Source organism: Bradyrhizobium zhanjiangense, assembly GCF_004114935.1.
Taxonomy (GTDB): Bacteria; Pseudomonadota; Alphaproteobacteria; order Rhizobiales; family Xanthobacteraceae; genus Bradyrhizobium; species Bradyrhizobium zhanjiangense.
In genome coordinates this window covers 4,544,406-4,568,111 of the sequence record NZ_CP022221.1, presented here as the reverse complement: position 1 = coordinate 4,568,111, position 23,706 = coordinate 4,544,406, and the positions used below count along the sequence as shown (strand labels likewise).

Below are 23,706 nucleotides of genomic sequence, written 5' to 3'. Positions count from 1 at the left end.
AAAAGACCCTACGCGTTACATCCCGTGCGAATCACGGTCGCTCGATTCTCCGCGATCATAGCCGATCAATCGTAGCCAACCATGCTGTCACCCGACTATCAAGAATTCGCTAATCGGGGCTCGCCGGCTACCCGTGACAATACCGTGATTTCCGGTCTTGGCACGAGCGAAGTGATCGAAATCACCCCGGCGTTGCTGGATTGCCACGAAAAACAAGCACGAAAGCGGAACTTTCCGCCTGCCGCAGGGCGCAAAACCGCGTTGTGCGGCGCGCGCACGCGCCCTTAACGTGAACACCGCCCTGACGCTACGCGGCGATCCCGAGGGATCGCCGTAACGCCCCGGTAGTGCTACAATGGGGCTTTCGCCAGCGTCGGCTCCTCGGCGCGCTTGTCAATGACCTTGTCGACCAGACCGAACTCCTTGGCGTCGTTCGCAGTCAGGAACTTGTCGCGTTCCAGCGCATCCTCGATCGACTTGTAGGTCTGGCCGGTGTGCTTCACGTAGATCTCGTTGAGCCGCTTCTTCAGGTTCAGGATTTCCTGAGCGTGCAGCATGATGTCGGTGGCTTGGCCCTGGAAGCCGCCGGAGGGCTGGTGGACCATGATGCGCGCGTTCGGCAGCGAGAAGCGCATGTCCTTCTCGCCGGCGGCAAGCAGCAGCGAGCCCATCGAGGCCGCCTGCCCCGTGCACAGCGTCGAGACCGGCGGACGGATGAACTGCATGGTGTCGTAGATGGCAAGGCCCGACGTCACCACGCCGCCCGGCGAGTTGATGTACATCGAGATTTCCTTCTTCGGATTTTCCGCCTCAAGGAACAACAGCTGCGCGACGATCAGCGTCGACATGCCGTCCTCGACCGGACCGGTCACGAAGATGATGCGCTCCTTCAACAGGCGCGAGAAAATGTCGTAGGCGCGCTCGCCACGGTTGGTCTGCTCGACCACCATGGGCACGAGGTTCATGTAGGTTTCAACCGGATCGCGCATGAGTCACCTAGGGTTTCGGAGACGGACATCGCCAGTTTGGCTGGATTTGCCTGAAGGCGGATGGACGTCCTGTGATGCAGGAACTTGGTAGAGATAGTACATTGGGTACAGGGTGTACCGACAGATATAGCCCAATTCGCGCCTGACAAGTGCGGAGCGCATTAAGGCTTAACCCGTCGGGCAGTTGAAGCTGATTCGCGCAAAGAGGCCCAGCCGGCCATCTGGCTAGCTGAGCCCCTTCGCTGATCATCCTTAATGGAAGGCTTTCTCAACGCCTTCAGGCAGCGCTCTTTTCCGCCTCGTCATCCTTGTAGAGCTCCTCGCGCGAGACCTTCTTCTCGGTCACCTTGGCGAGCTCGAGGATGAAGTCGACGACCTTGTCCTCATAGATCGGTGCACGAAGCTGGGCCAGCGCCTGGGCGTTGTTGCGGTAATAGTCCCACACTTCCTTCTCACGGCCGGGCATCTGGCGCGCCCGCTCGATCACGGCGCGGCCGACCTCGTCGTCGGTCACGGTGATCTTGTTCTTCTCGCCGATCTCGGAGAGCACGAGGCCGAGGCGCACGCGGCGGTCGGCGATCTTGCGGTACTCTTCCTTGGCGGCGTCTTCAGTGGTGTTCTCGTCGGCAAAGGTCTTGCCGGCCGAAGCCATCTCGGCCTTGACCGAGTTCCACATCAGATTGAACTCCTCGTCGACCAGCGAGGGCGGCGCATCGAAGCGATGCGCTTCGTCGAGGCGATCAAGCAGCGCGCGCTTGACGCGCTGACGCGTCGCGGTCGCGAATTCGGCGGCCAGCCGCTCGCGCGCGGCTTCCTTGAGCTTGTCGAGCGATTCGAGGCCGAGCGTCTTGGCGAACTCGTCGTCGATCGCGAGATCCTGCGGCGCCTCGATCAAGGTCGCTGTGGTCTCGAACTCGGCCGGCTGGCCGGCAAGCTTGTCGTTCATGTAGTTCTTCGGGAACGACACTTTCAGCGTGCGCGACTCGTTGGCGCCGATGCCCGTCAGCTGCTCCTCGAAGCCCGGGATGAAGGTGTTGGACCCGATCAGGACCTGGATGCCCTCGCCGGTGCCGCCCTCGAAGGCTTCGCCGTTGATGGTGCCCTTGAAGTTGATGGTGACACGATCGCCGGAGGCGGCCTTGGCGCCCTCGCCTTTGGCGGCAAAGGTGCGGTTGGAATCGGCGATGCGCTTGATCGCCTCGTCGACGTCGGATTCGGTGACGTCGACGACGGGCTTCTCGACCTCGAAGGTCTTGAAATCGGCGAGCGCAATGGCCGGCACCACCTCGATCGCGACCGTGTAGGTCAGATCGGTCTTGCCGCTCAGCAGCTCCTCGACCTCGGCCTGCTCGGTCGGCATGGTGATCTTCGGCTCGGTCGCGAGGCGGAAGCCGCGCTCGGAGAACAGCTGCGTGTTGGTGTCGCGGATAGTCTGGTCGATGGTCTCGGCCATCACCGAGCGGCCATAGACCTTCTTCAGGTGACCGACCGGCACCTTGCCGGGACGGAAGCCGTTGAGACGGACCTTGTCCTTGAGATCGACGAGCTTGGCATCGGCCTTGGCGTCGAGATCTGACGCAGGGACGCTGATCTTGAACTCGTGCTTCAAACCTTCCGAGAGGGTCTCTGTGACCTGCATGGCGTCCAATCTTCTTCTCGTTCGGTCCCGGCGCGCATGCGTCGGGACGCTGTCATTAATCGATCCGACACGAGGCAAACGCCTCAACGCCGGTGGTTCATTGGACCGGCTCCAAGCGGACAACATCCGCGCGGAAGCAGGTCTCGTAATCCGTGCAAACGCTGAAAGCGCTTGGTGCGGGCGGAGGGACTCGAACCCCCACAACTTTCGTCACTGGAACCTAAATCCAGCGCGTCTACCAGTTCCGCCACGCCCGCGTGAATTTGCATCAAGACCGGCCGCGATGCCGCGGGCGGCCGGGCTTATAGCATGTGCCTGACTGTTCGCAGCAAAAAAATGGCCGGTTGGAGGCAAGCTTCAAGTAGGCACGACGGCTGGACTTATCCAGCGCGGCATGGTCCGGATCGGCCATGACAACGCGGATTTTTGACCCGAGCCGACGTGAGGTTTTGGCTGGACTTTTGACTGGACTTGGCGCCTCGGCGGCCGGGCTGATCGGCGGCGGCGCAGGCCCGCTCGTGACCGCCCAGCTCGCGCTCCAGGCAAGGCCGGCCACGCTGGCCTTGAAGCAGGGTCAGCCGCCGACACCAATCTGGGAGCTGGCCGCCGTAAGCCACCTGGGAAACGTCCGTCTCAAACGCGGCAACCGCTGCGAGGTGGTGTTCCGGAACGAACTGCCTGTGCCACTTGCACCAGTCTGGTACGGCCTGACCGGCCCGGCCACTTCCGATCCCCTCCGGGGGCGCGCGCCGACCGCCCCGGACACGACGGAAACATCAATTATTTCAATATCTAATGCAGGAACCCTGCTGGCCGACTTCCGCCTCTTCGAGGACGGCCTGAAGCAACCCGCGCGCCCGCTTCCGATCATCGCGGAGGAGGCAAATCGGGTCACTGTTGATCGTGATGAGGTTTTGCTGATCGAGGAATGGCGCGTGCGGCCGGATGGGACCGCGCTTCCCCCGGGGCGCGATCCCAAGGACACGACGCCGCTCTATACGATCAACGGACAGACTTCATTCGAACTCTCAGCCGCGGCCAATGAGCGGCTGCGGCTGCGCTTTATCAACGGCTCCCAACGTACTGTTCTGGCGATCAAATTGGAAAGCCACGACGTCCGCGTGATGGCCCTGGACGGACAACCGGCCGAGCCGTTTTCGGCGCGCAGCGGGGCGCTGGTGCTAGCCCCGGGCGCGCGGGCCGATGTCTTTGTAGACGCGGCCACGTCGGCCCCATTCCTGCTGCATGACGGCAAGGAGGCCCGCCAGGTCGGCAGCCTCTCGGTCACAGGCAGGCTGGAGCGGCGCGCGCCGCCAGTGCCGCCACAGCCGCTCCCTTCCAATGACCTGCCCGATCAACTCGATCTGAGAGGCGCCCTGCGGTTCGATGTCGCGCTCGGCGCAGCCGACGCCGGCTGGACCCGGCCGGCAAATTTCTCCACCGCCTCCGCCCCGACCTTCCGCGCCAAGGCCGGCCGCACGATCGTGCTGGCCCTGAAGAACCCAGCCCCCATCACGACCGTGTTCCACCTGCACGGCCACCATTTCCGCCTGCTAGACAAGCTCGACGACGGCTGGAAGCCCTACTGGCTTGATACGCTCGCGATCGAGCCCGGCCAGACCCAGCGCATCGCATTCGCCGCAACCTCACCCGGACGATGGCTGATCGAATCGGTTCTGACTGACTGGGCGGCCCCGCGGCTGGTGCGCTGGTACGCGGTGGAGTGAGCGCTCCGGCTAAGCGTGCGGTTTGGCCGTCAGTTCGATTCCGAGGGCCTTCATCACCGCGATCGTCGTTTTGAGCGTCGGATTGCCGTTGGTGCTGAACGAGCGATAAAGCTGCTCGCGAGAAAGACCGGTCTCCTTGGCGATCTGCGTCATCCCCTTGGCACGGGCAACGACGCCAAGCGCGTGCGCGATGTAGGCGGCGTCCTCAGTCTTGAACGCCTCTTCCATGAACACGGCAATGGCTTCGTCGGACTGAAGGTCTTCGGCCGGATCGTAAGTCGTCAGCGTCTCGCCCTTCTCATTCGCTCCAGATCTCGGCAAGGCGCTTGGCCGCCGAAATGTCTTTGGCCTGCGTGCTCTTGTCGCCACCACACAGCCAAAACAATGATCGTGTTGCCCCGCTTCTGAAAATAGATGCGATAGCCGGGGCCGTAATGGATACGCAGTTCGCTCACTCCATCGCCCACCGGCCCGACATCGCCTTGGGCAACCGGAAGCACGTAGAGCTGCTCGATCCAGCCCTTACGGAACGCAATGATCCCGCTGAGCACTGCGTCGTCGAAGCGTCCCCACACGCGGCAGGTCGGAAAAATACGCTCGCGGTAGAACCAGCGGTCCTCGTCCGGCCTGTGCAACCCGGCGAGCCACGGCATCGCCTGGTCGAACGCAATCCGATGGACCTGGGCGGCCGCATCCATGTCCGCGAGCGCGAGCTGCCGCAGCACTAGTACTCCACCCCGAGCGCATCATAGACGCGCCGGTGCACGGCCGGCAGCGTCTCGGTGAGGTCTTCCGCGATCAGCCCCGGCCCCGCTTCGCTTCCTGCCTCGCCGTGCATCCAGACGCCGATGCTGGCGGCCTCAAAGGCCGGCACGCCTTGCGCCAGGAGGCCAGCGATGATGCCCGAGAGCACGTCGCCGGCACCGGCGGTGGCGAGCCAGGGCGGCGCGTTGGCGGCGATGGTGGCGCGGCCGTCAGGGGCCGCGACGGTCGTGTCCGGTCCCTTCAGCAGCACGACAGCGCCGCAGCGCTCGGCGGCGGCACGCACGCGCTCGAGCTTGGACCGGCCGGGATGCTTGTTGCTGAGATCCGAGAACAGCCGCGGAAACTCGCCCTCGTGCGGGGTCAGCACCACCGCATTGTCCTGCGAGGACTTGATCGATTCGAACAGCCGCTCGGGCTTTGCGGCAAAGCTCGTCAGCGCGTCCGCGTCCAGCACCAGATGCCGCTGCGCCGTCAGCGCGGTATGAACGAGATCGCAGGTGCGCTCGCCAATGCCCGCGCCGGGGCCGATCATGCAGGTGTTATAGCGCTTGTCGCCGAGGATCTCGCCGAACTCGATTGCGGTGTCGACCGGGCGAACCATCACCGCAGTCAGCGCGCCCGCATTGATCGCGAGCGCATCGCGCGGGGTCGCCAGCGTCACGAGGCCCGCGCCGGCCCGCAGCGCCCCGCGCGCGGCGAGCCGCGCAGCGCCGGTCGCGGCTGCGTCACCGGAGACGGCCAGCACATGGCCTCGCGCGAATTTGTGGCCGTCGATGCGCGGCACCGGAAAGGCGGCGCCCCAGAAATCCGGATCGTTCTCGAAGAGCTGCGGGGCGATCTCGTCCAGTACGCTCGCGTCGATGCCGATGTCGGCGACGCGCACACGGCCGCAATGCATGCGGCCGGGCAGCAACAGATGCGCCGGCTTCTTGCGGAAGAAGGTCACGGTCTCGGTGGCATTCACGGCCGCGCCCATCACGGCGGCGCTGGTTCCGTTGATGCCGCTCGGCAGGTCGACGGCCAGCACCAAGGCGCCGTTGGCGTTGATCGCCTCGATCATGGCGCGCGCCTCGCCAACGACGGGACGGCTGAGGCCCGCGCCGAACAGGGCATCGATGATCAGCGCCGGCCTTCCGATCGCCTGCGGATTGAACGGGAGCACCGGGTGCTTCCAGCCGCGTGCGGCGGAAGCGGCGTCACCCTGGAGCTGGTCGCGCTCGCACATCAGGATCACCGAGACCTCGCGGCCCTGGGCGGCGAGCTCGGCGGCTGCGACAAAACCGTCGCCGCCATTGTTGCCCGGGCCGGCGACGATCAGGATCGGCCCCTCCTCGACCAGCGCATTGGCCGCCTCGGCGACCGCCTGGCCGGCGCTGAGCATCAGCTTGAAGCCGGGCGTGCCTGCCGCGATACTGAGCTGATCGGCGCGCTGCATTTCAGTGTTGGTCAGAACTTCCATGCCACTTCCCTGGTCCAAACGCCCGTTCAACGGGCACGTTCCGTGCCGACCCATCCCACGGAACAATGATCTGCACACATATTGAACCGTTTGCCTATTTCGTAGTCTTCGGTATTTTGGGCCGGTCGGCGCCACCTATCAGATTGTGCTCGTTAAAAGGCTGATAACGCTCCAATAATCAGGGCATTTGCAACTTGGCATAGACCCTGCTTTCGAGGAAGCCGCTTCGGTTTGTCGTGCTCACTGGCATTCATCAGGGTGTGGCCGGCCGTCGTTGCCGGGCTGGTCAGGCATCCCGGCATAGCGAAGACAAGATCGTGCGTGACAAAGCGCATCCTGACGAAGACGTTGCTATTTGATCGAGAGGCCGGGAGGCGCGCAGTGAAGAAAATCGAAGCCATCATCAAGCCATTCAAGCTCGACGAGGTGAAGGAAGCGCTTCAGGAAGTCGGCCTTCAGGGCATCACCGTCACCGAGGCCAAGGGCTTTGGCCGGCAGAAGGGTCACGCCGAACTCTACCGCGGCGCAGAATACATCGTCGACTTCCTGCCCAAGGTGAAGATCGAGATCGTGATCGGCGACGATCTGGTCGAGCGCGCCATCGAGGCGATCCGCCGCGCCGCGCAGACCGGGCGCATCGGGGACGGCAAGATCTTCGTCTCCAACGTCGAAGAGGCGATCCGCATCCGAACCGGCGAATCCGGGCTGGACGCTATCTGAGCCGGGTGCTATCCCGCGTTTTGCGACACTCTGACAGGAAATAAGGCTGCTTCGGCGGCCTGATTTCGTTTGTGCGGTCGCGCCAAACTCGCCCAAGCGAGAATAATCTTGCTCATCTGGAAACCGACCCGCAGAGCCAAAAGGGGTATGCATGAAGACCGCCAAAGACGTCCTGAAATCGATCAAGGACAACGACGTCAAATACGTCGACCTGCGCTTCACCGATCCGCGCGGCAAGTGGCAGCATGTGACGTTCGACGTCAGCATGATCGATGAGGACATTTTCGCCGAAGGGACGATGTTCGACGGCTCCTCGATCGCCGGCTGGAAGGCGATCAACGAGTCCGACATGTGCCTGATGCCCGATCCGGTGACTGCGACGATCGATCCGTTCTTCGCCGAGACCACGATGGTCATCACCTGCGACGTGCTCGAGCCGACCACCGGCGAGCCCTACAACCGCGACCCCCGCGGCATCGCCAAGAAGGCCGAGGCGATGGTGAAGTCGATGGGCGTGGGCGACACCGTCTTCGTCGGACCCGAGGCCGAGTTCTTCGTGTTCGACGACGTGCGCTTCTCCTCGACCCCCTACAACACCGGTTTCCGCCTCGACTCCTCGGAGCTGCCGACCAACTCCGACACCGAATATGAAGGCGGCAATCTCGGCCACCGCGTCCGCACCAAGGGCGGCTACTTCCCGGTTCCGCCGCAGGACTCCGTGCAGGACATGCGCTCGGAGATGCTCGGGGCCATGGCCAAGATGGGCGTCAAGGTCGAGAAGCATCACCACGAGGTCGCCTCCGCCCAGCACGAGCTCGGCATGAAGTTCGACACGCTGACGCTGATGGCCGACCACCTCCAGATCTACAAGTACTGCATCCACCAGGTTGCGCACATCTACGGCAAGACCGCCACCTTCATGCCGAAGCCGGTCTATGGCGACAACGGTTCGGGCATGCACGTGCACCAGTCGATCTGGAAGGAAGGCAAGCCGGTGTTCGCCGGCAACAAATACGCCGACCTGTCGGAGACCTGCCTCCACTACATCGGCGGCATCATCAAGCACGCCAAGGCGATCAACGCCTTCACCAATCCCTCGACCAACTCCTACAAGCGCCTGGTCCCGGGCTATGAGGCCCCCGTGCTGCTCGCCTACTCCGCGCGCAACCGCTCGGCCTCCTGCCGCATCCCCTACACCGCTTCGCCGAAGGCCAAGCGCGTCGAGGTGCGCTTCCCCGATCCGCTCGCCAACCCCTATCTCGGCTTCGCCGCGATGCTGATGGCCGGTCTCGACGGCATCAAGAACAAGATCGATCCGGGCCCGGCGATGGACAAGGATCTCTACGACTTGCCGAAGGAAGAGCTGAAGCAGATCCCGACGGTGTGCGGCAGCTTGCGTGAAGCCCTCGAGAATCTCGACAAGGACCGCGCCTTCCTCAAGGCCGGCGGCGTGTTCGACGACGATTTCATCGACGCCTATATCGAGCTGAAGATGACCGAAGTCGAGCGCTTCGAGATGACCCCGCATCCGATCGAATTCGACATGTACTATTCGGGCTGATCGGCCCGAACGCCATACGGCAAGCAAAAGGCGCTCTGAAAGGAGCGCCTTTTCGTTTGGGCCGTTGGGTCTGTAGGGTGGGTTAGCTGGCGGCTGCGCGAAGCGCAGTCCGCTGGCGTAACCCACCATGCTTCAGCAAATGCAGAACGAAGTTGGTGGGTTACGCCTAGCGATTTGCGCTTTGCGCAACCCGCTAAGCTAAGATACGAGCCAGCCGCTACCACGTTGCCGTGAACGCCCGCTGCAGATCAGCCGGCGCCGTCACACCGCTCGCGATCAGCAATTGGGTGAGAACGCGCGCCTTCTGGGGATTGAGGTCCTCGGACACGACGAATCCGTTCTTGTCGTCGTCGACCTCGACGTTTCGCGTCACGAAGCCGGATCGAACCCGCGTGGAGCGCACCACGATGATGCCCTTCTTCGCCGCCGCTTCGAGCGCTTCGAGGGCGGGCTTGGACGTATTGCCGTCGCCGACGCCGGCGAGCACGATGCCCTTGGCGCCGTGCGAGATGGCGTCCTCGATCGGAACGGCATCCATATTGGCGTGCGAGTAGACGATCGCGACGCGCGGCAATTGCTCGCCTGCCGGCAGCTGATAGGTCGCGCGCTTGAAACCGGCGGCCTGGGTCATGAAACGGATGCCGCCGGCGGTGTCGACATAGCCGATCGGCCCGTCATTGGACGTATTGAACGTCTCGATGCTCGTGGTGTTGGTCTTGGTGACCGAGCGGGCGCCCTGAATCTTGTCGTTCAACACGGCCATGACGCCCCGCCCGCGCGAGCGCGGATCGGCGGCCACCTGCACCGCCTCGTAGAGATTGCCGGGGCCGTCCGCGCTCACCGCCGTGGCCGGCCGCATCGAGCCGACGATCACCACGGGCTTGTCGCCGCGCACCACGTTGTCGAGAAAGAACGCGGTCTCCTCCAGCGTATCGGTGCCGTGGGTGATGACGACGCCGTCGGCTTCATTCTTGTCGAAGGCCTCCTGGATGCGGCGGGCTAGCGCAAACCAGACCTTGTCGTTCATGTCCTGGGATCCGATCGACGAAATCTGCTCGGCGTTCAGCTTCGCCAGCTTGTCCAGGCCCGGCACTGACTGCATCAGCTGCTCGCCCGTGATCTGGCCGGATTTGTACGCACCCGTCGCGCGCGGGTCGGCCTGGCCCGCGATGGTGCCGCCCGTCGCCAGCACGAGAATGCGGGGCAGATTGGCGGCAAGGGTGTCCTTACCGGGCTCTGCGGCATGCGCCGCTCCGCCGATCGGCCACGAACAAAGTGCGAAGGCGACCAGCGGAACGGCAAGCATGAATGTCCGACGTTGGCGGCGGCTTGGTGGGCTGACGGCGTGCTTGGTCATCGAATGTTGCTCCCGTTTAAGTAGGCATCAACATTCGACACGCCCATTTGGGCCGAAGATGGGTCATCTTCGCGGCTTACGGCTACGGGTTGTTAGGCCGCGGCATCAAATGGTCGAGCAAGCCCGTCGGCAGCGGAAACACGACAGTCGACGACCGTTCGCCGGCTATGTCGTGCAGAGCCGCGAAGTAACGCAGCTGCATGGCCTGAGGCTCCTGCGCGAGGATCCGGCCGGCTTCGACGAGCTTTTCGGCGGCCTGCTGCTCGCCCATCGCATTGATCACCTTGGCCCGCCGCAAGCGCTCGGCCTCGGCCTGTTTGGCAATCGCACGCACCATGGTTTCGTTGATATCGACGTCCTTGATCTCTATGCCGGTGACCTTGATGCCCCAGACGTCAGTCTGCTTGTCGAGGATCTCCTGGATGTCGGCGTTCAACCTGTCGCGCTCGGCAAGCATCTCGTCGAGCTCGTGCTTGCCGAGCACCGAACGCAACGTGGTCTGGGCGAGCTGGCTGGTGGCCGCCATGTAATCACCGACCTTGATGATGGCGCGCTCGGGGTCGACGATCCGGAAGTACAGAACAGCGTTGACCTTGACGGACACGTTGTCCCGCGAAATCACGTCCTGCGGCGGCACGACCTGCACCATCACCCGGAGGTCGACCTTGACGAGTTGCTGCACGATCGGAATGAGGATGATGAGGCCAGGGCCCTTCACACCGGTAAAGCGGCCGAGCGTAAAGACGACGCCGCGCTCATATTCGCGCAGGATTCGAATGGCCTGGGACAGAAATATGACGACTAGCAGCGCGAGCGCCGCATAGGTCAGATATTCCAGCATCATGATGTACCTCCCTCACCGGTCCTCGCCGGTGCGCGCCGTATCAGCAGCGTCAGGTCGACGACGCTGGTAACTTCGACCGTCTCTCCGGGCTCGAACGCGTCGGCGCCGCGCGCCTGCCAGCGTTCACCATGGGCGAACACATGACCCTCGTTCCCGTTCCAGTCGAGAATTTCGGCGGACAAGCCTCGCATGGCCTGCGCGCCGACCCGTTCAGGAGCCTTGGCGGCCCGCCGAAGCGAACCAAGCACGACCAGAGCGAAGCCGACGAACACAGCTGTAGTGATGCCGATCACCCACCACGACAGCTGGTAGCCGGGCGCCTCGACCCTGAACAGCATCAGCGCACCCAGCACGAAAGCGATGATCCCTCCGAGACCGATCACCACCGTTGGATTGAAGGCTTCGACGGTGAGAAGCACGAGTCCGACCAGCATCAGGGCGAGGCCGGCATAGTTGATCGGCAGCAAATTGAGCGCATAGAGGCCGATCAGCAGGCAGATCGCGCCGACGACTCCGGGAGCGACGGCTCCGGGAGACATGAACTCGAAGATCAGACCGTAGATGCCGACCATCAGGAGAATGAACGCCACGTTCGGATCGGTGATGACCGCCAGGAAGCGGGATATCCGTCCCGGCTCGATGGCTTCGACGACCGCATCCTTCGTGGCGAGGCGCTGCGTCTTGCCGCCTGCAACCTCCACCGCACGGCCATCGAGCTGCCGCAGCAATTCAGCCTGGTCCCGCGCGACGAGATCGATGGCATGGGCCTCTAGCGCGCCGTTGGCAGAGAGAGTGGCGGCCTCACGGACCGCCTTCTCCGCCCAGTCCGCATTGCGGCTGCGCAGCTCGGCGAGGCTGCGGATAAAGGCGACGGCATCGTTCGTGGCCTTCGCCGTCATCGCATCCTTCGGCTCGTCCTTCTTGTCTTTGCCATCCTTGTCGGGTGTGCCGCTCGGCAGGCCCGGCAACGGTCCGCCAATCTGCACCGGCGTCGCCGCACCGATATTGGTGCCTGGTGCCATCGCCGCGATGTGGGTCGCATAAAGGATATAGGTCCCGGCACTCGCCGCGTGGGCGCCGGAGGGAGCGACGTAGCCGATGACGGGGATGGGCGAGGCGAGCACATCCGCGATGATCTCGCGCATGCTGGAATTGAGACCGCCGGGCGTGTTCATTCTCAGAAGCACGACCTCGGCGCGCCGTTCGCTCGCCTTGGCCAAAGCCTCCCGCACGTAGCTGGCTGACGCAGGGCCGATGGCCCCGTCGATCGAAACAACCAGTGCAAGGCGGCCGCTCTCCTCCGCTGAGCTGGGAAGGAGGCAGCAGGTCAATGCCACGACGGTGATCGCCGCAACGAGGGCCGCCTTCATGGTTTGCACGGCAAGGGCTCCCTTGCAGAGCATATGGTGTTCCCCTTGTGAACCTCAATGCTGCGCGTGGAGGCCAACGTCGCGATTGTGCAACGCAATGCAAATGGCCATGCAGGGTGGCGATGTGATCGGTTGAGCAGAGGCAGTGGCGGACCTGCGTACGGCTGATCCGCCCTGCGCCAGGCGCTGCTACCGTGCCACCCTCACGCCGTCCGCGCCGATCGGTCCGAACGTGCTCGCGATGATCTCGCTCGTCGGCTGCATGCCGCCGAGCGACCAGTGCGAGGGCTCCTGCTCCTCGATCCTCACCCAGACGTTGCGGCGGAAATCGGGGTTGCCCTGCCCTTCGACCTCGACCAGGAGGTCGGTGACGCGTTCGAGCAGCGTCTTCTTCTGCGCGGCGTCCAGGATGCCGCGGACGGTGGAAATGGTGACGTAAGGCATGTCTTTCTCCAATCATGTCGTGTGACGACGGCGGCAGATTGGACCGGTCAGCGGCGGCCAGGCAGTGGCGGATAAGACAGAGATCGGGCAATTTCCGCCACGCACCCGTACGCCGATCGGATAGGATCGTCGCATCGCCCGGAGGTCCTATGAAGCTCGCAATTCTGGCGCTGGAAGGCTGCATGCATTCGGCGATCGCCGGCGTCGCCGACATCCTGTCGCTCGCCAACCACGTGATGCAGCAGAGCGGAGCAAAATCCCGCTTCGCCTGCCAGACGCTCTCGCTCGATGGCAAGGCGGTGCGCGCCGGCGGCGGCCAGTTGGTTTCGGTCGATGGCGCGATCACGAGCCGCGGCAGCTTCGACGCGATCATCGTCCCCGGCAATCTCGTCGACCACGTCACGGCCGCGCGGCTGCAACCGCAATATGCCCGCGCTGGCGCCTGGCTCCGGCAGCAGCACGCAAATGGCCGGCTGATCGGGGCATTTTGCAGCGGCGTCTTCCTGCTGGCCGGCGCCGGCCTGCTCGACAACCGCCGCGCCACCATCACCTGGTGGCTGCAAAACGAGCTGCGGCAACGCCATCCCGCGATCGACCTCGCCCCGGACGCCGTCATCACCTGCGCGGACCGCCTCGTCTGCGCGGCCGGACCGATGTCGTGGGTCGACCTCCTGCTCAGACTGATCGAGATGGTCGACGGCAAGGGGATCGCAAAGTTGTGCGCCGATTACGTCGTCATCGACACCGCGCAGCGCAGCCAGTCGATCTTCATGCCCGTCGGTTACCTGCTGTCGCAGGATCCGCTGCTGACCAGGGCCGACCTGCTGGTACGGCGCGCGGGCAAGCGTCCGATGACGGTCAAGCGCCTCGCCGACGCACTCGGCCTCAGCGAGCGCACGCTGAACCGGAAGTTTCAAGAGCTCGCGCACGAGCCGCCGCAGGCCTTCATCACGCGCCGCCGCGTCGAGCACGCGCGCACGCTGCTGGAGACGACGGCTCAGCCGGTCAAGACCATCGCGCGGGCGGCCGGCTACGAGGACGAAAGCAGCTTTCGCAAGGCATTCCGCAAGCTGACCCTGATGTCGCCGCAGGCCTACCGCACGCGGCGGGTGGAGCGGACGGTGTGAGGCTGACGCCAGACGACCAACTGAGCGCGCCTACGATTCAACCGCACTGGATGAACTTGCACCTCACCGTCAGCTTTCGTTCTGCATCTGACTCCACTTCGTTCTCAAAGAACAAATCAGCGCCGCGAAAATCGGGACGGACCAATTCCTACTGATTGGTTTATGCCGCCCGAGATTTGGAAGGCGCATGGGCGAAACACGGGCCGCCCACCTTTGCCGCGCCCTCAATTGGAATCGCAATTCATCGTGCGGGAGCGGCAGGCGGCCGGAAAAGCCAGTCCACGTTCCATTGCGGAGGAGCAGATCGAAGCCGACAACCTGTTTGCGCGGAGGCCTGCTTCGGTGTGCTCGGCCCGGCACTTCCAAGTGTGTTTTCCATCGCAAGATGAAATGGGCCCGGAATAGAAGCCGCGATGCTTGACAAAATGGGCTCACCCAATGAGGTCGCTGCAATCGTGATTGTCACCACCGATATGACGACTACGAACACATCAGTCACGATGCGTTTCGAAAAGTGCTTCGTCATGAGTTAAGCCCTCACAACCGAATTAAGCTACGTGGGGCAGTTACAATCTAGTTCTATGAAAATGGGTGGTACGCACGGGCGCTCACCGCGCGCGGCGGTCCAGCCCCTTTATAGGCCCGCAGCGATCGATGGTGTAGCAGCCATGCAGACCTAATGGAGCTCGTTCCGGCAGATCGAATTGATCGGCTCCTCAGCGTACATGCCTAGCATGAGCTCGATGAATTGAATTCGTCGGACCCGTTGGCTCGCAATGACGGCGTGCCGAGAGTCGGCCCCAAAGCCTCGACGTGTGCTTAGCCTACGCCACCGCCTTCTGCCGCGCCACGAGCGCCTCGCCAAAGGCCTCGAACAGCTTGCGATTGATCGGATTGTGCTGCGGATCGTATTCGGCGTGCCATTGCACGCCGAGCGCGAAGGTCGGGGCTTCCGCGATGCGGATCGCTTCGATGGTGCCGTCCTCGGCGACCCCCTCGATCAGCACGCGCTTGCCGGGCTCGAGGATGCCCTGGCCATGCAGCGAATTCACCCGGATCTTCTTGCAGCCGAGGATCTTCGCGAACGCCCCGCCCGGCGTCAGGTCGACGTCGTGACGGTCGGCGAACACCACGGTCGGATCGGGATGGATCTCGCCGTTCTCGAGCCGGGGCATGCGGTGATTCATGCGGCCGGGGATTTCGCGGATCTCGGGGTGGAGCGAGCCGCCGAAGGCGACGTTCATCTCCTGGAGGCCGCGGCAGATGCCGAACAGGGGGATGCCGCGGGCGACGCAGGCAACCGAGAGCGCCAGCGCGACCTCGTCGCGGTGGATGTCGTAGGGCTCGTGCTTCTCGCAGGGATCGACGTTGAAACGCGTCGGGTGCACGTTGGCCCGGGCGCCGGTGAGGATGACGCCGTCGACGGTATCGAGCAGCGCCCCGATATCGGTGATGTCGGGCGAGCCCGCGAACATCACCGGCAAGCCACCGGAGACCTCGGCCACGGCGCGCAGATTTCGCTCGCCGACCATCTGGACCTGAAATCGATTTTCGACGCGATGGGCATTCCCGATCACGCCGACGACCGGCTTTCTCATCTCCCGTTCCGACCTCCTCCGTAAGAAGATTCTCCAAACATGCCCTTGGGGTGGAACAAATTCAACAGAAGGGATCGCGGGACGGCAATGCTATTTTCGCGCAAATGCCCGATCGGAGGGCGGCCGCGGCGCCGTTCACGCCGGTGGCGTTCGCCCGACGAGACCGTGGACAACGTCAAACCGGCGGTTATCGGCCGGCTTGATCCAAGGCGGGATTTCGCGAAAGAGTGCCTCCCCGCAGCCGCCGAAAGGACCCGATGTGACCATCCCCGCAGATGAACGGCCCCGCCCCCGTGCCGATCTCGCCTGGGCGATCTCGGTCGGGGGCATCGGCGTTGTGCTGTTCACGGCGATGCTGGTCTTCACCTGGTATTTTGCCGCCACCTTGCTGCTGATCTTCACCGGCATGCTGCTCGGCCTCGGCCTCAATGCGCTGACGGGCGCGCTCGGCCGCCGCATGCACCTGCCGCATCCCGTCCGGCTCGCGGTCGTCTGCATCGCCCTCGCCCTGATGCTCGCGGGCGTCGCCTATCTCGGCGGTGCCACCATCGCCGAGCAGGCCTCGCTGCTGAGCAACACCATCAAGTCGCAGATCACCAACGTCCGGTCCTTCCTCGAAGGCCACGGCATCGACACCAGCTTCTTCGATCTCGGCAACGCGGCGCCTGACGCCACGGCGGCGACAACATCGGACTCGACGCCCTCACCGGCAACGCCCCCGCGCGGTGCATTGCCCGGCGCCGGCGCGCTCGCCTCCAGCGGCGGAGCGATCGTGAGCCAGACCTTCAAGCTGCTGCTTGGCACCATCCACGGTGTCGGAAACATTTTTATCGTGCTGTTCCTGGGTCTCGCCTTCGCCGCCCAGCCCAGCGTCTATCACGACGGCCTATTGTTCCTCGCGCCGGCCAAACATCGCACGCGCATCACCCTCATCATCGACCGCATCAGCGAGACGCTGGAGCGCTGGCTGATCGCGCAGATTACGGTCATGCTCGCGGTCGGCGCGGTGACCTGGATCGGCCTTGCCGTCATCGGCATCCCCGGCGCGTTCATCCTGGGAATCCAGGCAGGCCTGCTCGCCTTTGTCCCGACCGTCGGCGCCATCATCGCCGGGGTCATCGTGGTGCTGGCGAGCCTTGCGTCGGGCTGGATCGCGGCGCTGTCCGCGCTGCTGCTGTTCCTCGGCGTCCACGCCATGGAAAGCTACGTGCTGACGCCGATCCTCCAGCGCCAGGCACTGGACATTCCGCCGGCCACACTGTTCGCGTTCCAGATCCTGCTTGGCGTCGTGTTCGGAATCCGGGGCCTCGCGCTGGCGCTGCCACTGGTCGCCATCGCCAAGGTCATGATCGACCATTTCAAGACATATGAGGCGCCGTCTCTGGCCGAGGTGGCCTGAGCCTGCCTCAGGTCGTCAGCACGGTCTCGGTGTGCTCGACCTCGGGCGGCGAAGCAAAATACTGCCCGACGAGGCCGCGCCATTCGGTGAAGTTTTCGGAGCCGCGAAAATCGACGGTGTGGCTCTCCAGGGTCGCCCACTTCACCATCAGCCGGTAGCGCTGCGGCTTCTCGATCGACTTGTGCAGTTCGAAGCCGTGAAAGCCCTTGGAGCGGCCGAAGGCGGCCTTGGCCTTGGCGACGGCCGCCTCAAAATCCTTTTCGCTGCCCGGCTTGACGTCGATTTGCGCGATCTCTGTGATCATCGGTTTCCACCCATTCTTGTTCGCTGGGCGTGTCTACCGCAGCCGGCGCAAAAGAAAAAGGCGCCGAAACGACGCCTGGACGGCTGGAAAGTGCAGGTCTCTTGAATGCAAGCCTCTCAGGCAAGCAGCAGCACGGTGCCCGCCACGATGAACGCGCAGCCGACGAACAGCACGAACGGCCAGTAGCTGCGGGCTTGGCCGTATCGTCCTTGCGCACGACGCTCCGTGATCAGCGCGCTCTCGTATTCGTCCGCCGTCGAGAACAGACAGGCGAAACCGCCGCGTGCCGAGGCAGCTTGGGCTTCGAGTGACATCAGGGCGGCCTGCGGGGTCTGTCGACGGATCGATTCCATGACCATGATGGTAGGGATCGAATGGTAAACAGAGGATTACCGCAAGGCCGCCTGTCGTCTCAGGCGGTAGCCGGACGCGCCTGCGGCGCACCGGGCCGCGCAGCGCTTTGGCGACGCCAGTTCTCCAGCGACAGCGGCAGCTCCTCCGCCGCCTCGACGCGGTTACGGCCGCCGCGCTTGGCCTGGTAGAGCGCGGTGTCGGCCGAAGCCAGCAGCACCTCGAGCTCGGTGCCGGCCGGACCGCCGGCGACGCCGATGCTGACGGTAGTATCGACTGGACCTTCATCGACCACGACGCCGGAGGTCTCGAACGCTTCGCGCACACGCTCGGCGACCAGCACCCCCTCTTCCAGCGAGCACGGCAGCAAGGCCGCAAACTCCTCGCCGCCGATGCGGCCCGAGAGATCGGAGATGCGCAAGTTGCTGACGACGACGGTCGAGAACAGTCTCAGCATCTCGTCGCCCGCGGGATGACCGAACCGATCGTTGATCGACTTGAAGTGGTCGATGTCGAAGATCATCACAGTCACCGGCCGCCCGGCCTTGGCCTCGCGCTCGATCACCCGGCTGCAGGCCTCGGAGAAGCCGCGCCGGTTGAGCATGCCGGTCAGGGGATCGGTCGACGCGGCGGTCCGGTGCGCGGTCACCGTGCGCTCGGACACCAGCATGAAGATCACGAACACGGTGCCGACGGCATAAAGCACGAGCTCGACCGCGAACACGGTGACCCAGATGCTCGACGAGAAGGTCGCATCGTGCGGGCGCAGGAAGCTGCCGAGCACGATCGGCAGCATCAATGCGCAGCCGTGCATCACTGGCATCACGAAGGCCGGCCAGCGCCGTTGCATGCTCTTGCGCCGTTCGGTCCAGAGCTCGCTCGCGGTCAGCGCCGCATAGACCGAGACGATGCCGGCACCGACGATCATCCGCAGCATGGACGCCTCAGGGGCGAGCAGCGTGACGGCGGCGACCCAGGCGAGCGCGCCGAGCACGAGGCCGGGCCAGTTCGGCTTGCGGCCATGGAAGACGCGCGCCGCATTCCACACCATGCCGCAGGCGACGAAGCCGACGGCATTTAACGCCAGATAGAGATGCGGCCCCAGCCTGTCGCCGGCCGCAGTCCATAGCGCAACGGAGACGGCGCCGAGGAGATAGGCGGTGCCCCACCATTTCAGCGCGGGGCTGTTCTCCTGCCTGCCGAAAAACACCATCATGGCGCCGAGCAGTGCGGCAACCATGGTGGCGACCAAATAGAGCGTGATGCTATCGAGCGACATCATGTCGGCCCCCTCTAAAACATAGCAGTTACGCGATCGGCACAGCCGATTTGCGCGCCCTTCCGAATGTGACGCTATGTCTCGCGGGTTCCATTCAGGTTTTCGCGTGGACCCAAGTTTTCGGGAAACACGTCATCAATTTGCGTACAAACGAACAACAAAAAGGGCGCTGAAAACAGCGCCCTTTTGCATCTCATTGAAACCGCTTTCGCGGCAAATGTGATCGAAACGATTAACGCTTCGAGAACTGGAAGGACCGGCGGGCCTTGGCCTTGCCGTACTTCTTGCGCTCGACCACGCGCGAGTCGCGGGTGAGGAAGCCGCCCTTCTTGAGCACGCTGCGCAGCTCCGGCTCGAAATAGGTGAGCGCCTTGGAGATGCCGTGACGGACGGCGCCAGCCTGGCCGGACAGGCCACCGCCGGCGACCGTGCAGATCACGTCGTACTGGCCGGAACGCTGGGCCACGGAGAACGGCTGCTCGATCATCATGCGCAGCACGGGACGGGCGAAATAGACCTCGACCTCGCGCGCGTTGACGGTGACCTTGCCGGCGCCCGGCTTGATCCAGACACGGGCGACCGCGTCCTTGCGCTTGCCGGTGGCATAGGCGCGGTTGAACTTGTCGACCTTCTTCTCGTGCTTGGGCGCCTCGGGCGCGGCCGCCGTCTTGAGCTGCGAGAGCTGGTCGAGCGACTGGATGGATTCGGCCATGTTATGCGGCCCTCGTGTTCTTGCGGTTCAACTTGGCGATGTCGATCTTCTCGGGCTGCTGCGCCTCGTGCGGATGATCGGCGCCGCCGTAGACACGCAGGTTGCCCATCTGCACGCGGCCGAGCGGACCACGCGGGATCATGCGCTCGACGGCCTTCTCGAGCACGCGCTCGGGATGACGGCCTTCGAGGATCTGGCGCGCGGTGCGCTCCTTGACGTGGCCGACGTAGCCGGTGTGCTTGTAGTAGGTCTTCTGCTCGCGCTTGCGGCCGGTGAGGACCGCATGCTGGGCGTTGATGATGATGACGTTGTCGCCGCAATCGACGTGCGGGGTGTAGGTCGGGAGGTGCTTGCCGCGGAGCCGCATGGCGACGATGGTGGCGAGACGGCCGACGACCAGACCCTTGGCGTCGATCAGCACCCACTTCTTCGTCACCTCGGCCGGCTTTGCCGAAAAGGTTTTCATGTCAGAATTTCCGTGAGGGAGACATCGGCGCGAACACCGCACCGGACTGGGCGGGTTTCTAGAGAAGAGAGGCGCAGCGGTCAATGCCCCAAGACGGAATTTATATTCGTAGAATCAATAACTTAAAAATATGGTGCTATATTACCTGCAAAAAGTTCAAACATTTGGAATGGAATAGGTCGAGGTGACATGGGCGATTGGATCGGCTGATGTGCCCGACAGGAGATTCACCTCCCCCACTGCCAGGCGCTTGCCGAGCTTGAGCAGTCGGGCCTCGGCCAGCACGTCCTGCCCCGGCTGGCCCTTGCGCAGGAAGTTGATGTTGAGATTGGTGGTGACCGCCAGCCCGATCGGCCCGATTGCGGACAGCAGCACCACGTACATGGCGAAATCGGCCAGCGCCATCAGCGTCGGTCCAGACACGGTTCCACCCGGTCGCAGCATCCTTTCGCTGTAGCGCTGGCGCAAAAGGCAGGTCTGGCCATCGGCGCTTTCGATCGTGATGTCATCGCCGCTGAAGGCCTGGGGAAATTCGTCACGCAGAAACTGCTCGACCTCCGCCACGCTCATTTTCGCCAATGCCATGCTGTTCCCACCCTCGCTTCGCTTGCCCTGTTACATTAAGTTATCTGCATCATCCAATTGCAATAATCCAACTGGAAACGCTTCGATGTCCGCCCAGGCCGCCCGTGCCCCCCCCCCGCAACCGCCGATCCTGCTGCGCGAGATCGTCGGCAGCGTCGCCGTGCTCACGCTGAACCGACCAGCCGCGCGCAACAGCCTTTCGGAGGCGATGATCGGACAGCTGCATGCGAGCCTCAATGCGATCGCGGAAGACAAGCACATCCGTGCGGCCGTCATCGCAGCCAACGGCCCCGCCTTTTCCGCCGGCCACGACCTGAAGGAACTGACCGCGCGCCGCACCGATCCGGATCGCGGCCGGGCTTATTTTGCGCAGATCATGACGGCGTGCAGCGCCATGATGCAGGCGATTGTGCGCCTGCCCAAGCCCGTGGTCGCTGCCGTCCAAGGCATCGCCACCGCGGCGGGCTGCCAGCTCGTGGCAAGCTGCGATCTGGCGATCGCCTCGGAGGCGGCGAGCTTCGCCACGCCCGGCGTCGACATCGGCCTGTTCTGCTCGACCCCGATGGTGGCGCTGTCGCGCAACGTGCCGCGCAAGCAGGCGATGGAGATGCTGCTGACGGGCGAGCCGATCCCGGCCGCGCGCGCCCGCGAGATCGGCCTCGTCAATCGCATCGTCCCCGCTGGCACCGAGCGCGAGGCCGCGATTGCGCTCGCACAGCAGGTCGCACTGAAATCTGCCTACACCGTCAAGCTCGGCAAGGAGGCATTCTATCGCCAGGCCGAGATGAGTCTTGCCGAGGCCTATCGCCATGCGGCAGAGGTGATGACCGAGAACATGATGGCGCGCGACGCCGAGGAAGGCATTGGCGCCTTCATCGCAAAGCGTACGCCGACATGGCGGGATGAATGACAATAAGAAAAGATATGAGATGAACCACGACGCCTATCCCGACAATTACATCCGCGGCATCCTCAACAGCGTGAAGTCGATCGCGATGGTCGGCGCCTCGCCGGTCAACGTGCGGCCGAGCTACTTTGCGTTCAAATATCTAGCGCAGCGCGGCTACGACATGATCCCGGTCAATCCCGGACACGTCGGCAAGGAGCTGCTCGGAAAGCCCTTCGTCGCCTCGCTCTCAGACATCGGCCGTCCGATCGACATGATCGACATTTTTCGCAACTCCAGCCACATCATGCCTGTGGTCGAAGAGGCGCTCACGCTCGATCCACTGCCGAAGGTGATCTGGATGCAGCTTGGCGCGCGCGACGACGCTGCGGCGGCGAAGGCAGAGTCCGTCGGTATCAAGGTGGTGATGAACCGCTGCCCCAAGATCGAATACGGCCGCTTGTCGTCCGAGATCTCCTGGATGGGCGTGAATTCACGCACGCTCAGCTCCAAGCGCGCTCCGGTACCGACGCAAGGCATGCGGCTATCCCTCAATCGGATGAGTGTCGGCGGTGGCGACACCGCGGCATCAGATCGCGCCGCCAAAAACAAGACCGAGCAAAGCTGACGCGATCGCGTAGGATTCATTTCGCGATCGCGACAATGCGTAGCACGATCGTTTTCGATGTGAAGCCGCAGCTTGACGGCGGACGCCGTGGCGATCAGCATGCCGCGCGATTTCAGACCAAGAGAACAGGACGCCCTCAATGAGCGATCGCCTTCCGGGATTTTCCACGCTCGCCGTGCATGCCGGTGCACAGCCCGACCCCACCACCGGTGCGCGCGCAACTCCGATTTATCAAACGACGTCTTTCGTGTTCAACGATGCCGACCACGCCGCCTCGCTGTTCGGCTTGCAGGCGTTCGGCAACATCTATACCCGCATCGGCAATCCCACCAACGCGGTGCTGGAGGAGCGTGTCGCTGCGCTCGAAGGCGGCACGGCCGCGCTCGCGGTGGCCTCGGGCCATGCCGCACAGGTCGTGGTGCTGCAGCAGTTGCTCCAGCCCGGCGATGAATTCATCGCAGCGCGAAAGCTCTATGGCGGCTCGATCAACCAGTTCACGCATGCGTTCAAGAGCTTTGGCTGGAACGTGGTGTGGGCCGACCCCGATGACATCGTAAGCTTCGAGCGCGCGGTGACGCCGCGCACGAAGGCGATCTTCATCGAGTCCATCGCCAATCCCGCCGGCAGCATCACCGACATCGAGGCGATCTCGACGGTGGCGCGCAAGGCCGGCGTGCCGCTGATCGTCGACAACACGCTCGCCTCGCCCTATCTGATCCGCCCGATCGATCATGGCGCGGACATCGTCGTGCACTCGCTGACGAAATTCTTGGGCGGCCATGGCAATTCGCTCGGCGGCATCATCGTCGATGCCGGCACCTTCGACTGGTCCATAGGCGGCAAATATCCGATGCTGTCGGAGCCGCGGCCGGAATATCACGGCATTCGCCTCCAGGAGACCTTTGGCAATTTCGCCTTCGCGATCGCCTGCCGCGTGCTGGGCTTGCGCGACCTCGGACCGGCGCTCTCCCCGTTCAACGCCTTCATGATCCTGACCGGCATCGAGACGCTGCCGCTGCGCATGCAGAAGCACTGCGACAATGCCAAGGCGGTCGCCGAATTCCTCGCCGGCCATCCGGCGGTGGCCTCGGTCAGCTATGCAGGCCTTCCGAGCGACAAGTACAATCAGCTCGCGCGCAAATACGCGCCGAAGGGCGCGGGCGCCGTGTTCACCTTCAGCCTCAAGGGAGGCTATGACGCCGGTGTCAGCCTGGTGTCGAAGTTGCAGCTGTTTTCGCATCTGGCAAACGTCGGCGACACCCGCTCGCTGGTGATCCACCCGGCCTCGACCACGCATAGCCAGCTCGACGACGCCGCCAAAGTCAGGTCCGGCGCCGGCCCTGACGTGGTGCGGCTCTCGATCGGCATCGAGGACAAGGAAGACCTGATCGCGGATCTGGAACAGGCGCTGGGCGCTTAGTTCTTATCATTCCGGGGCGGAGTACAAAGCCGCCCCGGATTGATCGCTTCAGTTAATAGTCATTAACCACATCTGC

Annotated in this window: 25 protein-coding genes and 1 tRNA gene; 9 read left to right on the top strand and 17 right to left on the bottom strand. The window is 63.8% G+C overall.

Going from position 1 to position 23,706, the window contains the following annotated elements; all coding sequences use genetic code 11:
- Positions 1 to 81: 81 nt before the first annotated feature.
- Entirely contained in the window at positions 82 to 288 is a 207-nt protein-coding gene (locus XH85_RS21815; RefSeq protein WP_128933418.1) for a hypothetical protein, read from the top strand.
- A gap of 62 nt (positions 289 to 350) precedes the next feature.
- On the opposite strand, the gene XH85_RS21810 is transcribed toward XH85_RS21815, so the two are convergent.
- The 3 genes from XH85_RS21810 to XH85_RS21800 all read right to left on the bottom strand — a co-directional run bounded on the left by XH85_RS21810 (position 351) and on the right by XH85_RS21800 (position 2,885).
- Positions 351 to 989 (bottom strand): ATP-dependent Clp protease proteolytic subunit, encoded by a 639-nt coding sequence (locus tag XH85_RS21810; RefSeq protein ID WP_128933417.1) that lies wholly within the window; start codon positions 987 to 989, stop codon positions 351 to 353.
- A gap of 277 nt (positions 990 to 1,266) precedes the next feature.
- Positions 1,267 to 2,628, bottom strand: a complete 1,362-nt coding sequence (tig, locus tag XH85_RS21805; RefSeq protein WP_128933416.1) for a trigger factor — start codon at positions 2,626 to 2,628, stop codon at positions 1,267 to 1,269.
- A gap of 172 nt (positions 2,629 to 2,800) precedes the next feature.
- Positions 2,801 to 2,885: transfer RNA gene (locus XH85_RS21800), tRNA-Leu, on the bottom strand.
- A 153-nt stretch (positions 2,886 to 3,038) separates the two neighbouring features.
- Between XH85_RS21800 and XH85_RS21795 the strand changes: the two genes are divergently transcribed.
- Positions 3,039 to 4,355, top strand: a complete 1,317-nt coding sequence (locus XH85_RS21795) for a multicopper oxidase family protein (RefSeq protein WP_128933415.1) — start codon at positions 3,039 to 3,041, stop codon at positions 4,353 to 4,355.
- 9 nt (positions 4,356 to 4,364) lie between these two features.
- On the opposite strand, the gene XH85_RS21790 is transcribed toward XH85_RS21795, so the two are convergent.
- From XH85_RS21790 to XH85_RS21780, 3 genes are read right to left on the bottom strand one after another with little or no spacing between them, the layout of a single operon-like run.
- Positions 4,365 to 4,676, bottom strand: a complete 312-nt coding sequence (locus XH85_RS21790; RefSeq protein ID WP_128933414.1) for an addiction module antidote protein — start codon at positions 4,674 to 4,676, stop codon at positions 4,365 to 4,367.
- Positions 4,637 to 5,080 carry a type II toxin-antitoxin system RelE/ParE family toxin gene (locus XH85_RS46780; RefSeq protein ID WP_245474197.1) on the bottom strand — a complete coding sequence of 148 codons (444 nt, stop codon included), beginning with the start codon at positions 5,078 to 5,080 and terminating at the stop codon, positions 4,637 to 4,639. The genes XH85_RS21790 and XH85_RS46780 overlap by 40 nt, the downstream gene beginning before the upstream one ends.
- Positions 5,080 to 6,579 carry an NAD(P)H-hydrate dehydratase gene (locus tag XH85_RS21780; protein WP_128933413.1) on the bottom strand — a complete coding sequence of 500 codons (1,500 nt, stop codon included), beginning with the start codon at positions 6,577 to 6,579 and terminating at the stop codon, positions 5,080 to 5,082. Before XH85_RS21780 ends, XH85_RS46780 begins: the two co-directional genes overlap by 1 nt.
- 381 nt (positions 6,580 to 6,960) lie before the next feature.
- Here XH85_RS21780 and XH85_RS21775 point away from each other — a divergent pair, with 381 nt between their 5' ends.
- Together XH85_RS21775 and glnA are read left to right on the top strand one after the other, a co-directional pair.
- Complete coding sequence (locus XH85_RS21775) at positions 6,961 to 7,299, top strand: P-II family nitrogen regulator (RefSeq protein ID WP_091893396.1); 339 nt, start codon at positions 6,961 to 6,963, stop codon at positions 7,297 to 7,299.
- Positions 7,300 to 7,450: 151 nt separating this feature from the next.
- Positions 7,451 to 8,860 (top strand): type I glutamate--ammonia ligase, encoded by a 1,410-nt coding sequence (gene glnA / locus XH85_RS21770; protein WP_128933412.1) that lies wholly within the window; start codon positions 7,451 to 7,453, stop codon positions 8,858 to 8,860.
- Between the two features lie 217 nt (positions 8,861 to 9,077).
- Here the strand turns inward: glnA and XH85_RS21765 are convergent, their stop codons facing one another.
- From XH85_RS21765 to XH85_RS21750, 4 genes are all read right to left on the bottom strand, one after another.
- On the bottom strand, positions 9,078 to 10,217 hold the full coding sequence (locus XH85_RS21765) for an asparaginase (protein WP_128933411.1): 1,140 nt from the start codon (positions 10,215 to 10,217) through the stop codon (positions 9,078 to 9,080).
- Positions 10,218 to 10,299: 82 nt separating this feature from the next.
- The gene (locus XH85_RS21760; protein ID WP_128933410.1) at positions 10,300 to 11,061 is read right to left on the bottom strand and encodes a slipin family protein; all 762 of its coding nucleotides are present in this window, start codon (positions 11,059 to 11,061) and stop codon (positions 10,300 to 10,302) included.
- Positions 11,058 to 12,440, bottom strand: a complete 1,383-nt coding sequence (locus XH85_RS21755; protein WP_128933409.1) for an NfeD family protein — start codon at positions 12,438 to 12,440, stop codon at positions 11,058 to 11,060. The genes XH85_RS21760 and XH85_RS21755 overlap by 4 nt, the downstream gene beginning before the upstream one ends.
- A 180-nt stretch (positions 12,441 to 12,620) precedes the next feature.
- Positions 12,621 to 12,875: a tautomerase family protein gene (locus tag XH85_RS21750; RefSeq protein ID WP_128933408.1), complete on the bottom strand. Its 255-nt coding sequence runs from the start codon at positions 12,873 to 12,875 to the stop codon at positions 12,621 to 12,623.
- A gap of 149 nt (positions 12,876 to 13,024) precedes the next feature.
- On the opposite strand from XH85_RS21750, the gene XH85_RS21745 reads away from it, so the two are divergent.
- On the top strand, positions 13,025 to 14,002 hold the full coding sequence (locus XH85_RS21745) for a GlxA family transcriptional regulator (protein WP_128933407.1): 978 nt from the start codon (positions 13,025 to 13,027) through the stop codon (positions 14,000 to 14,002).
- Between the two features lie 824 nt (positions 14,003 to 14,826).
- On the opposite strand, the gene XH85_RS21740 is transcribed toward XH85_RS21745, so the two are convergent.
- Positions 14,827 to 15,600: a gamma-glutamyl-gamma-aminobutyrate hydrolase family protein gene (locus tag XH85_RS21740; protein WP_128933406.1), complete on the bottom strand. Its 774-nt coding sequence runs from the start codon at positions 15,598 to 15,600 to the stop codon at positions 14,827 to 14,829.
- Between the two features lie 259 nt (positions 15,601 to 15,859).
- Here XH85_RS21740 and XH85_RS21735 point away from each other — a divergent pair, with 259 nt between their 5' ends.
- Positions 15,860 to 16,999, top strand: a complete 1,140-nt coding sequence (locus XH85_RS21735; RefSeq protein WP_128933405.1) for an AI-2E family transporter — start codon at positions 15,860 to 15,862, stop codon at positions 16,997 to 16,999.
- Between the two features lie 7 nt (positions 17,000 to 17,006).
- Here XH85_RS21735 and XH85_RS21730 read toward each other — a convergent pair whose 3' ends face one another.
- The 6 genes from XH85_RS21730 to XH85_RS21705 all read right to left on the bottom strand — a co-directional run bounded on the left by XH85_RS21730 (position 17,007) and on the right by XH85_RS21705 (position 20,696).
- Positions 17,007 to 17,303: an antibiotic biosynthesis monooxygenase family protein gene (locus tag XH85_RS21730; RefSeq protein WP_091893338.1), complete on the bottom strand. Its 297-nt coding sequence runs from the start codon at positions 17,301 to 17,303 to the stop codon at positions 17,007 to 17,009.
- A 116-nt stretch (positions 17,304 to 17,419) separates the two neighbouring features.
- A complete protein-coding gene (locus XH85_RS21725) occupies positions 17,420 to 17,656 on the bottom strand; it encodes a hypothetical protein (protein WP_091893392.1) in 237 nt (78 codons plus the stop codon).
- Between the two features lie 59 nt (positions 17,657 to 17,715).
- Positions 17,716 to 18,936 carry a GGDEF domain-containing protein gene (locus XH85_RS21720; protein ID WP_128933404.1) on the bottom strand — a complete coding sequence of 407 codons (1,221 nt, stop codon included), beginning with the start codon at positions 18,934 to 18,936 and terminating at the stop codon, positions 17,716 to 17,718.
- Positions 18,937 to 19,165: 229 nt separating this feature from the next.
- The gene (gene rpsI / locus XH85_RS21715; protein WP_027559530.1) at positions 19,166 to 19,645 is read right to left on the bottom strand and encodes a 30S ribosomal protein S9; all 480 of its coding nucleotides are present in this window, start codon (positions 19,643 to 19,645) and stop codon (positions 19,166 to 19,168) included.
- Between the two features lies 1 nt (position 19,646).
- On the bottom strand, positions 19,647 to 20,111 hold the full coding sequence (gene rplM / locus XH85_RS21710) for a 50S ribosomal protein L13 (RefSeq protein WP_018642440.1): 465 nt from the start codon (positions 20,109 to 20,111) through the stop codon (positions 19,647 to 19,649).
- Between the two features lie 156 nt (positions 20,112 to 20,267).
- A complete protein-coding gene (locus XH85_RS21705; protein ID WP_128933403.1) occupies positions 20,268 to 20,696 on the bottom strand; it encodes a PaaI family thioesterase in 429 nt (142 codons plus the stop codon).
- 85 nt (positions 20,697 to 20,781) lie between these two features.
- Here XH85_RS21705 and XH85_RS21700 point away from each other — a divergent pair, with 85 nt between their 5' ends.
- The 3 genes from XH85_RS21700 (at position 20,782) to XH85_RS21690 (ending at position 23,630) form a co-directional block, all read left to right on the top strand.
- The gene (locus tag XH85_RS21700; protein ID WP_164940809.1) at positions 20,782 to 21,606 is read left to right on the top strand and encodes an enoyl-CoA hydratase; all 825 of its coding nucleotides are present in this window, start codon (positions 20,782 to 20,784) and stop codon (positions 21,604 to 21,606) included.
- 19 nt (positions 21,607 to 21,625) lie between these two features.
- A complete protein-coding gene (locus XH85_RS21695) occupies positions 21,626 to 22,210 on the top strand; it encodes a CoA-binding protein (protein WP_091893390.1) in 585 nt (194 codons plus the stop codon).
- A gap of 139 nt (positions 22,211 to 22,349) precedes the next feature.
- A complete protein-coding gene (locus tag XH85_RS21690; RefSeq protein WP_128933401.1) occupies positions 22,350 to 23,630 on the top strand; it encodes an O-acetylhomoserine aminocarboxypropyltransferase in 1,281 nt (426 codons plus the stop codon).
- Positions 23,631 to 23,706: the final 76 nt, after the last annotated feature.

What these genes read in the sequence shown, in the direction of transcription:
- XH85_RS21690 (WP_128933401.1), top strand. Translation starts at nt 22,350, where the DNA reads ATGAGCGATCGCCTTCCGGGATTTTCCACGCTCGCCGTGCATGCCGGT.
- XH85_RS21810 (WP_128933417.1), bottom strand. Translation starts at nt 989, where the DNA reads ATGCGCGATCCGGTTGAAACCTACATGAACCTCGTGCCCATGGTGGTC.
- XH85_RS21780 (WP_128933413.1), bottom strand. Translation starts at nt 6,579, where the DNA reads ATGGAAGTTCTGACCAACACTGAAATGCAGCGCGCCGATCAGCTCAGT.
- XH85_RS21740 (WP_128933406.1), bottom strand. Translation starts at nt 15,600, where the DNA reads ATGAGAAAGCCGGTCGTCGGCGTGATCGGGAATGCCCATCGCGTCGAA.
- XH85_RS21725 (WP_091893392.1), bottom strand. Translation starts at nt 17,656, where the DNA reads ATGGAATCGATCCGTCGACAGACCCCGCAGGCCGCCCTGATGTCACTC.
- XH85_RS21705 (WP_128933403.1), bottom strand. Translation starts at nt 20,696, where the DNA reads ATGGCATTGGCGAAAATGAGCGTGGCGGAGGTCGAGCAGTTTCTGCGT.
- rpsI (WP_027559530.1), bottom strand. Translation starts at nt 19,645, where the DNA reads ATGGCCGAATCCATCCAGTCGCTCGACCAGCTCTCGCAGCTCAAGACG.
- XH85_RS21730 (WP_091893338.1), bottom strand. Translation starts at nt 17,303, where the DNA reads ATGATCACAGAGATCGCGCAAATCGACGTCAAGCCGGGCAGCGAAAAG.
- tig (WP_128933416.1), bottom strand. Translation starts at nt 2,628, where the DNA reads ATGCAGGTCACAGAGACCCTCTCGGAAGGTTTGAAGCACGAGTTCAAG.
- XH85_RS21765 (WP_128933411.1), bottom strand. Translation starts at nt 10,217, where the DNA reads ATGACCAAGCACGCCGTCAGCCCACCAAGCCGCCGCCAACGTCGGACA.
- XH85_RS21720 (WP_128933404.1), bottom strand. Translation starts at nt 18,936, where the DNA reads ATGATGTCGCTCGATAGCATCACGCTCTATTTGGTCGCCACCATGGTT.
- XH85_RS21745 (WP_128933407.1), top strand. Translation starts at nt 13,025, where the DNA reads ATGAAGCTCGCAATTCTGGCGCTGGAAGGCTGCATGCATTCGGCGATC.
- rplM (WP_018642440.1), bottom strand. Translation starts at nt 20,111, where the DNA reads ATGAAAACCTTTTCGGCAAAGCCGGCCGAGGTGACGAAGAAGTGGGTG.
- XH85_RS21750 (WP_128933408.1), bottom strand. Translation starts at nt 12,875, where the DNA reads ATGCCTTACGTCACCATTTCCACCGTCCGCGGCATCCTGGACGCCGCG.
- XH85_RS21760 (WP_128933410.1), bottom strand. Translation starts at nt 11,061, where the DNA reads ATGATGCTGGAATATCTGACCTATGCGGCGCTCGCGCTGCTAGTCGTC.
- glnA (WP_128933412.1), top strand. Translation starts at nt 7,451, where the DNA reads ATGAAGACCGCCAAAGACGTCCTGAAATCGATCAAGGACAACGACGTC.
- XH85_RS21700 (WP_164940809.1), top strand. Translation starts at nt 20,782, where the DNA reads ATGTCCGCCCAGGCCGCCCGTGCCCCCCCCCCGCAACCGCCGATCCTG.
- XH85_RS21795 (WP_128933415.1), top strand. Translation starts at nt 3,039, where the DNA reads ATGACAACGCGGATTTTTGACCCGAGCCGACGTGAGGTTTTGGCTGGA.
- XH85_RS21695 (WP_091893390.1), top strand. Translation starts at nt 21,626, where the DNA reads ATGAACCACGACGCCTATCCCGACAATTACATCCGCGGCATCCTCAAC.
- XH85_RS21815 (WP_128933418.1), top strand. Translation starts at nt 82, where the DNA reads ATGCTGTCACCCGACTATCAAGAATTCGCTAATCGGGGCTCGCCGGCT.